The organism is Endozoicomonas sp. ALB115, from assembly GCF_049310245.1.
Taxonomy (GTDB): Bacteria; Pseudomonadota; Gammaproteobacteria; order Pseudomonadales; family Endozoicomonadaceae; genus Endozoicomonas.
Genome location: NZ_JBLYZG010000022.1, coordinates 21,290 through 34,288, shown reverse-complemented (window position 1 = coordinate 34,288; position 12,999 = coordinate 21,290). Strand labels below are relative to the sequence as shown.

8 protein-coding genes are annotated in these 12,999 nt (G+C 51.7%); 6 read left to right on the top strand and 2 right to left on the bottom strand.

The features are described from left to right. The first annotated feature begins 104 nt into the window (after positions 1–104). The 6 genes from malE to ACO6VE_RS11825 all read left to right on the top strand — a co-directional run bounded on the left by malE (position 105) and on the right by ACO6VE_RS11825 (position 8,847). Complete coding sequence (malE, locus tag ACO6VE_RS11850) at positions 105–1,289, top strand: maltose/maltodextrin ABC transporter substrate-binding protein MalE (protein ID WP_347710305.1); 1,185 nt, start codon at positions 105–107, stop codon at positions 1,287–1,289. 107 nt (positions 1,290–1,396) lie between these two features. After that, positions 1,397–2,929: a maltose ABC transporter permease MalF gene (malF, locus tag ACO6VE_RS11845; protein WP_422461440.1), complete on the top strand. Its 1,533-nt coding sequence runs from the start codon at positions 1,397–1,399 to the stop codon at positions 2,927–2,929. A 2-nt stretch (positions 2,930–2,931) separates the two neighbouring features. After that, the gene (gene malG, locus ACO6VE_RS11840) at positions 2,932–3,822 is read left to right on the top strand and encodes a maltose ABC transporter permease MalG (RefSeq protein ID WP_422447528.1); all 891 of its coding nucleotides are present in this window, start codon (positions 2,932–2,934) and stop codon (positions 3,820–3,822) included. A gap of 40 nt (positions 3,823–3,862) precedes the next feature. Continuing rightward, positions 3,863–5,005, top strand: coding sequence for an ABC transporter ATP-binding protein (locus tag ACO6VE_RS11835; protein WP_422447526.1), 1,143 nt, complete (start codon positions 3,863–3,865; stop codon positions 5,003–5,005). A 120-nt stretch (positions 5,006–5,125) separates the two neighbouring features. Beyond that, entirely contained in the window at positions 5,126–7,321 is a 2,196-nt protein-coding gene (gene malQ, locus ACO6VE_RS11830) for a 4-alpha-glucanotransferase (protein WP_422461438.1), read from the top strand. A 473-nt stretch (positions 7,322–7,794) separates the two neighbouring features. Continuing rightward, entirely contained in the window at positions 7,795–8,847 is a 1,053-nt protein-coding gene (locus tag ACO6VE_RS11825) for a MalM family protein (RefSeq protein WP_422447522.1), read from the top strand. Between the two features lie 80 nt (positions 8,848–8,927). On the opposite strand, the gene ACO6VE_RS11820 is transcribed toward ACO6VE_RS11825, so the two are convergent. Beyond that, positions 8,928–10,802 carry an F-box/WD repeat-containing protein gene (locus ACO6VE_RS11820; RefSeq protein ID WP_422447520.1) on the bottom strand — a complete coding sequence of 625 codons (1,875 nt, stop codon included), beginning with the start codon at positions 10,800–10,802 and terminating at the stop codon, positions 8,928–8,930. A gap of 304 nt (positions 10,803–11,106) precedes the next feature. Beyond that, the gene (locus tag ACO6VE_RS11815) at positions 11,107–12,981 is read right to left on the bottom strand and encodes an F-box/WD repeat-containing protein (RefSeq protein WP_422461436.1); all 1,875 of its coding nucleotides are present in this window, start codon (positions 12,979–12,981) and stop codon (positions 11,107–11,109) included. Positions 12,982–12,999 lie beyond the last annotated feature (18 nt).

Sequence of the window (12,999 nt, the reverse complement as noted above, 5' to 3'; positions counted from 1 at the left end):
TGCGAATTTGAATGCTAGTGTTCACTCCGATCTAAACGACAACAGGCTGAAAATTTCAATGATCACCCTGAGGGCTTCAGGGAAATACCGAAGTAGGTAGAGAGATGATGAAAAAAACGGTTGCCGCAGCGATTGCTTCTGCGCTGGCTATCTCCATGGGGGCCAACACAGCCATGGCATTCTCTGACGACGAGCTGGTTGTGTGGATTGGTGGTGACAAAGCCTATAACGGTATGGAAGTTGTAGGTAAGCGTTTTGAAGAAGAGCTGGGCGTTAAGGTAAAGGTTGAGATTCCCGAGAATCTGACCGACCGTTTCCAGCAGGCTGCTGCTACCGGCAAAGGTCCGGATATTGTGATGTGGGCACACGATCGTTTCGGTGAGTGGGCTGAATCCGGTCTGCTGGCACCTGTTAAGCCTTCTGACAGTGTCAAGGCGGATATCGAAGCCAAAGGCTGGCAGGCCACGTCTCACAATGGCAACGTATACGGCTATCCGGTAGCCATGGAAGCCATCGGCTTGATTTACAACAAGGACATCATCAAAACGGCACCTGCCTCTTATGAAGAGATGTTCGCACTGAAAAAAGAGCTGGATAAGAAAGATATCACCACCATCATGTGGGATCAGGTTCAGCCTTACTTCACTACGCCGATGCTGGCCTCCAACGGTGGTTATGTCTTCAAGGAAGTACCGGCTGGCTATGACGTTTCTGATATCGGTGTAAACAGTGCCGGTGCCATCAAAGGTGGCAAGATGCTGGCGAAAATCATCGACGCGGGCGTGATGCCACGGGGCGTTGATTACGGTGTGATGGAAGCCAGCTTCAACAAGGGTGAAGTGGCGATGATGATCACCGGACCGTGGGCCTGGGCCAACCTGGAAAAGAGCAAGATCAACTACGGTGTTGCGCCACTGCCTTCTATCGACGGTAGTCCATCCCGTGCGTTTGTAGGCGTCTGGGCTGCTGCTCTGAACAACGCTTCGCCAAACCAGGGTTTGGCTAAAGAGTTCATCGAGAACTATGTCCTCACCGAAGAAGGTCTGACCACGCTGAACAACGACAAGCCACTGGGTGCCGTTGCTCACAAGGCGTACATGAAGAAGCTGGCGGCGGACCCACGCATCGAAGCCACTTACCAGAACGTCATGAATGGTCTGCTGATGCCTAACGTTCCGGAAATGGGCAAGTTCTGGTCGGCTACCCAGACTGCTCTGACCAATATCACCACCGGTCAGGAAACCGTTGAAGTGGCACTGAACAACGCTGCCAAGCTGATTGCCAACTAAACACTGCGCAACGGGGTGTAGCGCAGGCTTACATTGACGTGACCCGTTACATCTGCCGATCGTCGTTTTGACGATCGGCTCAAAACCCTCCCGGAGAGACAAACACCATGACCATTCCCGCCAATGTCAGATCATTGTTGTCTGGCAACGGGCCAAAGTGGGCGCTCGTTGCCCTGATTGATCTAGCCCTGCTTTACGTCATTGCCCTGCTCTATTTCCAGGGTGAAGTGCTTTTCCCATTAACCCTGCTGGTTCTGGGCAGCCTGGGCACATGGATTTTTACCAGCAAACGTGGTTACAGCTATCGCTACGTGTACCCATGTTTGCTGGGCATTATGATGTTTATCGTTTTTCCGCTGGTGTACACCTTTAGTATTTCGTTCACCAATTACGGCTCTGCCAATATTCTGAGTCTTGAGCGGGTCAAAGAGATTCACCTGAACAAGCAGGTAAAGAACGGCGAACACACCTACACACTGGCGCTTTTTCAGCAAAACGATCAGTTTCAGTTACAGCTGACTGATAAAAACGACAAAAACAGTATTTATACCTCCGACACTTTCGTACTGAATGGTGATCCGGTAGAGGTTAATGCCCATTCTGGAGCTGATGCAGAGGGAAACAAACTGTCCATGCGGGAGGTGGTCCGGCAGCGCTCGGCGCTGGGATCAGTGGCTGTTACCCTGGCAGACGATACTCGTCTGGTGATGTCATCTCTGCGTGAGTTTTCTGCCATGGCACCGCAGTATCGGGAAGAGGAAAACGACAGCCTGGTTGAGATTAAGACCGGTAAAGTCATACGCCCGGATATGACCACGGGGTTCTATGTGACCGACAGTGGTGAGCGGGTTGCCCCCGGTTTCTCAGTGTATGTGGGTGGAGAAAACTACGAACGTCTGGTTAATGACAAAGGTATTCGTGAGCCGTTTTTCAAGATTTTTGTGTGGACTGTTGTCTTTTCTGCGGGCAGTGTCCTGTTCTGTCTGGTGATTGGTCTGTTGCTGGCTAACCTGATGCAGTGGGAACCACTGAAAGAGCGGGCGATTTACCGGGTGCTGCTGATCCTTCCTTATGCGGTGCCAGCGTTTATTTCCATTCTGATTTTCAAGGGCTTGTTTAACCAGAACTTCGGTGAGATCAATATGATCCTGGAAGGGCTGTTTGGCATCAGTCCTGAGTGGATGACCGATCCGACTTTTGCCAGAACCATGATTCTGATCGTCAACACCTGGCTGGGTTACCCCTATATGATGATCGTCTGTATGGGTCTGCTGAAAGCGATTCCGGACGATCTCTATGAAGCGTCTGCCATTGATGGTGCCAACCCGATCCATAACCTGTTGTATATAACACTGCCCAATATTGCCAAACCGCTGGCACCGATTCTGATTGCCAGCTTTGCCTTTAACTTCAATAACTTCGTGCTGATTGACCTGTTGACAGCGGGCGGCCCGATGATGGCCGGAACGACAACGGAAGCAGGCTTCACGGATTTGCTGGTGAACTTCACCTTCCGTACGGCATTTGTCGCGGGTCAGGACTTTGGTCTGGCGTCTGCTATTGCCACGATGATCTTCCTGATCGTCGGATTTATCTCCTGGGTTAACCTCAGGGCCACCCGCAGTTCACAGGAGTATTGATCATGGCGATGGTACAACCACGAAACCTGCACTATCGGGTATGGGCAGCCCGGATCGTGATGATTCTGCTGCTTTGTCTGGTGATGTTTCCATTTTTGATGATTATTTCGGTGTCATTCCGGACCGGTAACTTCGCGACCGGCAGTTTGATTCCGGATAATCCTAGCCTGGAACACTGGGCAATGGTGTTGGGTTTTGAGTACACCACTGCCGATGGCACGGTGATTAAGCCCACTTTCCCGGTACTGACCTGGCTGTGGAACTCCCTGAAAGTGAGCTTTACCACCTCGGCGCTGATCCTGATGCTGTCCACCACCGGTGCTTATGCGTTTGCCCGGTTGCGTTTCCGTTTCAAGAACCACTTGCTTACCAGCATGATGATTCTGCAGATGTTCCCGGCGGTGCTGGCCCTGGTGGCTTTCCATGCCTTCTTTAATAAGTTGGGCGGTGTGGTGCCATGGCTGGGGTTGAATACTCACAGTGCCCTGGTGATGTCCTATCTGGGCGGTATCACCATGCACATCTGGCTGATTAAAGGTTATTTCGAAAGCATTGATGTGGCTCTGGAAGAGTCTGCCTATATCGACGGAGCCACCCCCTGGCAGGCATTCAGGCATATTCTGCTGCCACTGTCTGTACCTATTCTCGCGGTTGTATTTGTACTGTCGTTTATTGGGGTGATTGGTGAGTACCCGATTGCGTCTGTCCTGCTCCAGGGCGTTGAACAGCTGACTCTGGCCGTGGGTATGAAACAGTTCCTCTATGCCCAGAACTACCTCTGGGGTGATTTTGCCGCTGCCGCAATTTTGACCGGCATGCCCATTACTGTCGTCTTCCTGATGGCCCAGCGTTATCTGGTCAATGGTCTGACGGCCGGTGGTGTGAAAGGTTAACGGATTTACCGTTTATAAAGGTTTAGACAAGAGAAAGACAATGGCTGAAGTAAAGCTGACCCAACTGGACAAAAGCTACGACGGTGGCAAGACATTTGTTCTGAAGAACATCAATCTGCACATTGAAGATGGTGAATTTGTCGCCTTCGTTGGCCCTTCCGGTTGCGGTAAGTCCACGTTGTTGCGGATGATCTGTGGCCTGGAAGACATTTCCGGCGGTTTGTTAGAGCTGGACGGTGAGCGATCCAACGATATGCCGCCCAACGAGCGTCGTGTTGGTATGGTGTTCCAGTCTTATGCCCTCTATCCCCATATGACGGTGCGGGAAAATATGGAGTTTGGCCTGAAGCTGGCAAAAGCGGACAAGGCCGAGATCAATCGTCGTGTGGATGAAGCAGCCAGAATTTTGCAGCTGGAAAAGCTGTTGGATCGTAAGCCAAAAGCGATGTCAGGTGGTCAGCGCCAGCGGGTGGCGATTGGTCGCTCCATTGTGCAGGAACCGAGGCTGTTTCTGTTTGATGAGCCGCTGTCCAACCTGGATGTTTCCCTGCGGGTACAGATGCGTCAGGAGTTGTCCCGTCTGCATAATAAACTGAAGACAACGGCCATTTATGTAACCCACGACCAGGTAGAGGCCATGACGCTGGCCGATCGTATCGTGGTACTCAGCCCATTGGCAGACGGTGCCGAAAGCAATCTGGAGCAGGTGGGGGCACCGCTGGAACTTTATCACAACCCGTGCAACCTGTTTGTGGCCAGCTTTATCGGTTCACCGAAGATGAATTTCTTCCGTGCCACGATAGTGGAGCCCGGTCAGAAAGAGACTAGAGTTAAGCTGGAGTGTGGTACTGAGTTGCGTGTTTGCAACGACACCCGCAATGCCAAATCTGGTGATAAGGTAACGCTGGGGATTCGGCCACAGGATGTGCTGAATCATGAAGAGGCGGATGGCGCAGAAAACTGCATTACCGGCACTATCGAAACCATTGAGCGCCTGGGTAATGAGTCATTTATCTACCTGAACCATCCGGATATTCACGAAGCGTTTATTGCCCGGGTGGAAGACTCCCTGCGTCGTCAGCCTGGTGCTGAATTCCATGTGGGTGTTCCGGCGGAAAACTGTCATCTGTTTGATGCCAGCGGTGTCGCGTTTTCACGAACCAGGTCACCAGTATTTGACTGATATTGCTGACAGCTGATTGCTCCCGTGGAAGACCGTTGGAACAACCCGTATTCCATACGACAAATTTTGTGCAATCTCCGGCAGCCTCCCTGGTTGCCGGTCTACTTATGAAGAAACTCAATGCTTGACCACCAATTAATCGACAGTCTGGGTGACCTGTGTGGCATGGCCAGCGGCTATAAGGACTGGGATGGTACTCCGGTAGCTATTAACACTGAGAACAAAATTCCCCTGCTGGCTGCCATGGGTTTTGACGCTAGCAGTAATGTGGCGCTGAAACAGGCGATAGCCACTGAACAGTTAAAGCTGTGGCAATCTCCTTTATCACCAGTGACGGTTGTGCATCAGGGGCAAAGCTTCTCTTTCGTACTGCGTTGCTCCAGGAGTAAACGTCCATCGTCTGTTGCAGTGCAGATAACTCTGGAAAACGGTGACCAGGTTACCCATCATGCCGATCTGACCACGGCTGTTGTGTCCGAAACCGTGAAGCTGGAGCGCAAAGAGTATATTGCCCTTGAGGTTTCAGTACCTGAATACCTGCCACTGGGTTATCACACGATGGCGGTTCAGGAGAAAGCGTTCACGGCAGAAGCCGGATTGATTGTGGTGCCGGACGTTTGTTATGAGCCGGAAGCCATGAAACAGGGCGCTAAAATCTGGGGTTCCGGTATTCAGCTGTATACCGTTCGCTCTGAGCGTAACTGGGGGATGGGTGATCTCACCGACCTGGGTGCGCTGGCTGCAGGTATGGGTGAGCAGGGGGCTGATTTTGTTGGCCTGAATCCGGTGCATGCCCTGTACCCGTCCAATCCACTGCACTGTTCGCCTTACAGCCCATCGACCCGTCTGTTTGATAATGTGCTGTACATTGATCCTGAACAAGTGGCGGAGTACGCAGACAGTGCATCAGCCCGGGAGATTGTGGCACACCATCAGGGATTGATTGATGAATTGCGCAGCACCGACCTTGTGGAATACGACAAGGTTGCACCATTTAAAATGTCGGTGTTGGAACTGTTGTTTAATGAGTTTGCCGAACAGCATCTGGGCAAGGGAACAGACCGGGATCAGGCGTTCACGGCTTTCTGTCAGTCAAGGGGCGCGCGGTTAGATCAGTTTGCCCTGTATGAAGCACTGTATGAGCATTTCCGGAAAACCGATATTAATAGCTGGGGATGGCGCTGCTGGCCAGAAGCGTACCAGACGCCAGACAGTAAAGAGGTCAGGGCTTTTGCCAGGACAAATCAGGCACGGATTACGTTCTTTAAATACCTGCAGTGGCAGATGGATGAACAGCTGCACGCAGCCCAGGAAAAAGCCAAAAACGCCGGTATGATGGTTGGCCTTTACCGTGACCTGGCGGTGGGTGTAGACAGCAACGGTGCCGATGTCTGGACGGATCGTAATTTATTCGTTCTCGAAGCCAGCACCGGTGCGCCGCCCGATGGTTTGGGGCCGATGGGTCAGGACTGGGGTCTGCCACCGTTCAACCCGGTGGTCTTGAAAGAGGAACGTTACCAGCCTTTCGTTGAGCTGATCCGGAACAATATGCGTAACTGCGGTGCGTTGCGTATTGATCATGCCATGGGGCTGTTCCGTCTGTGGTGGTGCCCGAACGGCAACACAGACAACAAAGGTGCCCGTTATGGCTGTTACGTCCATTATCCGCTGCAGGATTTGCTGGGTATTATCAAACTGGAAAGTCATCGCCAACAGTGTCTGGTGTTTGGTGAAGACCTGGGTGTGGTTCCTCAGGAAATCACCGACAGTCTGCCTCCGGCAAGAATGTACGGCAGTGTGATGGGGATCTTCCAGCAGGATAAGGATCGTTATACGGCACCCGACAAGTACCGTGAAAAAGCCCTGGCGATGCTGGTATGCCATGACACTCCCACCATGAAAGGCTGGTGGGATTGCAAAGACATCGACCTGATGGAATCCCTGGGCTTTTTCTCCGAAGAGCGTGCCGCCGCTGACCACGATGCCCGTGAACAGACCCGTAAGGCAGTACTGAATACCCTGGCTGACCTCGGTGAATTACCAGAAGGCGTTGACCTTCAGGCAAGCACGGCACCGGCATTCAGTCGTACCATCATGGAGAGATTCAGCTATTACCTGGCTTTGTCGGCTTCGCAAATAGCTGGCTTCCAGCTGGAAGATGTCATGATGATTGACTCTCCGGTGAATGTACCTGGCACCTGTAGTGAATATCCAAACTGGCGTCGTCGTCTGCCTCAGAGTATTTCTGCAATGCTGGCCAGCAAAGAGAATCAGCAGTTCTTTGCCAACCTGAGTGGCTGTCGTAAGGCGAAATAGCGTCTGACCATCGGTAACCTGTTGCCGGTCAGCCTCCTGGTGCAAAAAAGTGTTAATACCCATGCACCCCGTTCATCCTGAGGCTTGTCGAAGGATGGTGCCACCGTACTTCGACAAGCTCAGCACGAACGGTATTGGTATCAACGCTTAGTTGCACTAGTACATGGTTTCAATGAGTTTGACGTGTACAATCTCCGTTCACCCTGAGCGTCCTTCGGCTCCGCTCAGGATGCACGGACGAAGGGTGCTTGGCACGATCTATCAGAGTCCGTAGTTTCCGCCTTTAGGCCCTATGGGTCCTTCGATGCTTCGTCAAGCTCAGCACTCAGGACGAACGGAGTGCGGAGACACGACAACCCGTCAAACCCACTGAAACCATGTACTATGCCTGAGTCTGTAATCGTTTACAGACTCGCGCTCTGATGAATACCGCTAGAATTGCAGACAATTGATTTATCCCGTTGAGTAGTCCGATGAAAAAAACAGCGCTCTGCCTGGCACTTGGCTTACTGGCTGGCTGTGCAACCCATGATTCTGCGATAGCCCCGACGACTAAAGAGCCTGTGGCTGTTTACCACTCTTTACCGACCCTGAAATATCAACCACTGCGGATATACGACGAAGCCATTCAGCAGACCATTGGGCTGACGCAACAGTCTGCAACGCTGAAAACGACTAACAGCGATTCTGCAGTGATAGGCTGGCAGCTACCCGGATATGGTGCCTACCGGTTCAAAATCAGCAGTCAGATAAAACGTGGGAAATTTGGCCGGGAAGCTTCGGCGTTTATGCCGGAAGTACAACTGCTCGATAAGCATTACCAGGTGGTTAAAACCGTGCCAGTGACGGCTTTGCATTACCAGAAGCCGGGCCTGCTTGGTCAGGAGTATTTTTATCACAGCTTTGTGGTAGACAATCGTGACCCGCTGCTGACGCCAGTCGAATACATTGTCGTTTATATGAGTGACGATGGTCGCAACCATAAGCTTCAGGTTGTCGATATGGAGAAGGAGTATGCAAAGGCCCGGGGCTTTATGCCACCGGCTACCAAGGATGTGCTGGCGACGGCCAGTGATCTTGGGGTGATTACCCTGGAAGCCATGTCACTGACCGAAGCGTATAGCGCCAGTTCTGCGCAAGGGCCTGCTTATACACCGCCGGTTCCTACAGGAAGAGAGGCTGAGGCAGCTGTTGGTTTCGACACTATTGCTTTAAGTAAAGAGTTTCGAGAGACCGTTCTTCAGTTGCTGGCCGATGGCAAGGTTCAGGAGGCTTTGGCGCTGCGGGAGAGTGCGGGTCAGATGCATGCTGATCTGCAGGAGGCATTTTCTGTGCTTTATAGACGTGAATCCGCAGGTAATGCCATTGAAAGCACCGCTTCAGATTCGCAGGCAATCGATAAACGCTTGTCCCATGCTTATCAGCAGCAGTTAATAATGCATTTGCAACAAGGTGAAACCCGGGCTGCCCTGGGGGTGATTGATCAGTCCAGAATGCTGCTCAGCCATATAGATGCGCTGTTCTGAAAGTGATTCGAGCTACCAACTCGTTTTCTTGTTCCCGGGGAGGACTCTGGGAACGAGTTCAAAACAGCAGGCCATTGTCTTCAATCTGGCGTATCAGCATTTCTTATTTCCCAAACTTGTAGAGTGTAATTGGTCATATCGCCTTCCCCGGTACGGCTCAAGACCACCACTTCATGCTCTGACATGGGATTGAAGCATGCTTTTATGATACCGTCTTGCTCGATCTTTCCCTTGAGTGACCAGTGCTTTTGATCGTTGAGCCCCAGGATTCCTACCATGTGAGAGTTGCGAGTCAGTGCATGAAGGCCTGACAAGCTAAAGCCGGTGGTGGCTGGGGTGTGCTCCCTGATGAGGGTTTGAATTGACCATGTCCCTGCCTGGCTCTTCTCCCAGATACAAATTGTACCGGTCCCTCTACAGCTGCTATAGCTGGTGGTCAGCAAGTGACTGTCAGACGGGCTGAATCGCGCCTGATACACTGCGCCATCGTGTTTGAGCCTTATTGCTGATTCAAGCCTTGACGCGGAACTCGACTCCGGCGAGAGACGCGGGTTCAGCGACCAGTCAGACCAATTTGCCGGTCTGTGCCATAGCAGCAAATCCTCGCAAGGCATCGGACCACTAATTGCATCAGATATAGCGAACAGGTATTGACCGCTAGAGCTGAATTGCAGCGGAAAGAATGTCGGGAAGATCACCGTCTCTTGCCATTTCCCCGATGGATCCGGGCTGTGAATTGAGACCCGTCCGGGACTGTAGGGTTTGCGATCAATACCCACCAGAAGCTGATCTGCCACTGGGCTGAAGCAGGCATAACTCCAATCCTCTGCTATTAATATTGAATGCTGTGCTGACCAGACTCCACAATCATCCAGAGATAAAATGGTTCTTTTATCCAGCGTGTGCAGTGACAGATACCGCTCCGATGGACTGAACTGAACTGTACCAATAAACCCTTCGGGGGAGAGGCCGGAAACCTTCATTTTCAGCCAATTATTATTATTTTCGTCCATGCACCAGAGGAGTACCTGATCGTCCTCATTACAGGTCACCATATATTTCCCGGAAGGGCTGAATTGGACCTTCTGGATCGGCAAAGTTTCCTTGCCGACTTCCTCCCAACAGCTGTTAGCAGACCGTAAGGTATTCACATAACCCTCACTGCTGCGGGTTAACAGGCGGTTCGTGCAAGCACTGAAATTTGCCGCGGTAATCACCCGGCTGCCGCTGTTATCGGGCCAATTGACGTGCTCTTCTGCCCATTGTCCCCGGTCATCCCTGGTTAGAATTCGGTGGTCATTCAAATAACGGCCATAAAACAACAGATGACGACTGGACTGGCTGAGGCAAAAATCAAGAATAGCTTCGGTCTGATTATATGGTTCATCTGGATCACGCTGGGGGAGAGTGACTTTGTGTCGCGGAACCAGGCGGTAAGCCGGGCATGATTCCATCCTCCTCAGGGTGCCAAGGCATAGTAGTGCGGACATCTGCGGGAGGTCCTTTATTATCCTGTCCCTGAACGATGTCCCTCTGTTGTTGCGTGATGCAGGAATGGCAAATGGATGAGAGTGCCGGGATTTTTTCTGCCACGGGGCTATTTTCCGGTACTGTTCCCGGAAGCGTTGCGGAAGTCGGGCAAAATAAGACAGTTCCTGAATATATTTGTGTTCCTTCACCACTTCCCGGAAAGTCTGGCAGGTTGCATTCACTTGCGGGATGTCATCGAATTCAAGGTGGTCAAAAATCATGACCAAAAGTTCAGGGGGGAGTTCAGTAATCCTTCTTTGCCACAACGGCCGTTTTTGCGGAAATTGTTGCGGGAACTGTGTCTGCGGGCTTGCCTCCGGGAGCGCAATAGCGGAGCTGGGGGGTGTCGTTTTAGCTGGCTCATTTACAGGCCAGTCCGGTGCAATCGAAGTGCCGACAGTCCCTGGAAACAGAGGGTCGCTCATTGACTTACTCCATTCTTAACGATTTATTACCGGCACTGCGCGAACCTTCACTACCGATTCATGATGTTAATGGACAGCCCTGAGGGCAGGAAGTTCCAGGGCAGAAACTGGTTGTTTCACATTGTGCAGGCTCCGGTATCTCATCGTTCCCACGTTCTGCGATACCGGATTTGCCAACTGTGAAACAAACTCTTATTGCGCGGAATCGTGGTGGTTTAATCAGGATTTTGTCTTTATGGTGAGGTTTGGTATGCATTCCCACGGAGGACCGTGGGAACGAGTTCAAAACAGCAGGCCATTGTCTTCAATCCGGCGTATCAGCGTCTCTTATTTCCCAAACTTGTAGAGTGAAATTGGTCATATCGCCTCCATCGGTACGGCTCAAGACCACCACTTCATGCTCTGACATGGGATTGAAGCATGCTTTTATGATAGCGTTTTGCTCGATCTTCCCCTTGAGTGACCAGTGCTTTTGATCGTTGAGCCCCAGGATTACTAACATGTGAGAGTTGCGAGTCAGTGCATGAAGGCCTGACAGGCTAAAGCCGGTGATGACTGGGGTGTACTCTCTGATGATGGTTTGAATTGACCATGTCTCTGCCTGACTCTTCTCCCAGATACAGATTGTGCCGCACCCACTATAGCTGGTGGTCAGCAAGTGACTGTCAGACGGGCTGAATCGCGCCTTATACAATCCGCCATCGTGTTTGAGCCTTATTGCTGATTCAAGCCTTGACGCGGAACTCAACTCCGGCGAGAGACGCGGGTTCAGCGACCAGTCAGACCAATTTTCCGGTCTGTGCCATAGCAGCAAATCCTCACAAGGCATCGGACCACGAATTGCATCAGATATAGCGAACAGGTATTTACCGCTAGGGCTGAATTGAAGCGGAAAGAATGTCGGGAAGATCACCGTCTCTTGCCATTTCCCCGATGGATCCGGGCTGTGAATGGCAACCCGTCCGGGACTGTAGGGATTGCGATCAATACCCACCAGAAGCTGATCTGCCACTGGGCTGAAGCGGGCATAACCCCAACCCTCTGCTATCAATATTGAATGCTGTGCTGACCAGACTCCACAATCATCCAGAGATAAAATGGTTCTTTTATCCAGCGTGTGCAGTGACAGATACCGCTCCGATGGACTGAACTGAACTTTACCAATAAACCCTTCGTGGGAGAGGCCGGAAACCTTCATTTTCAGCCAATCATTATTATTTTCGTCCATGCACCAGAGGAGTACCTGATTGTCCTCATTGCAGGTCACCATATATTTCCCGGAAGGGCTGAACTGGACCTTCTGGTTCGGCAAAATTTTCTTGCCGACTTCTTCCCAACCGCTGTTAGCAGACCGTAAGGTATTCACATAACCTTCACGGCTGCGGGTTAACAGGCGGTTCGTGCAAGCACTGAAATTTGCCGCGGTAATCACCCGGCTGCCGCTGTTATCGGGCCAATTGACGTGCTCTTCTGCCCATTGTCCCCGGTCATCCCTGGTCAGAATTCGGTGGTCATTCAAACAGTGGCCATAAAACAACAGATGACGGCTGGACTGGCTGAGGCAAAAATCAAGAATGGCTTCGGTCTGATTATATGGATCACCTGGATCACCTGGATCACGCTGGGGGAGAGTGACTTTGTGTCGCGGAACCAGGCGGTAAGCCGGGCATGATTCCATCCTCCCCAGGGTGCCAAGGCATAGTAGTGCGGACATCTGCGGGAGGTTCTTTATTATCCTGTCCCTGAACGATGTCCCTCTGTTGTTGCGTGATGCAGGAATGGTAAATGGATGAGAGTGCCGGGATTTTTTCTGCCACGGGGCTATTTTCCGGTACTGTTCCCGGAAGCGTTGCGGAAGTCGGGCAAAATAAGACAGTTCCTGAATATATTTGTACTCTTTCACCACTTCCCGGAAAGTCTGGCAGGTTGCATTAACTTGCGGGATGTCATCGAATTCAAGGTGGTCAAAAATCATGACCAAAAGTTCGGGGGGGAGTTCAGTAATCCTTCTTTGCCACAACGGCTGTTGTTGCGGAAATTGTTGCGGGAACTGTGTCTGCGGGCTTGCCTCCAGGAGCGCAATAGCGGAGCTGGGGGGTGTCGTTTTAGCTGGCTCATTTACAGGCCAATCCGGTGCAATCGAAGCGCCGACAGTCCCTGGAAACAGAGGGTCGCTCATTGACTTACTCCATTCTTA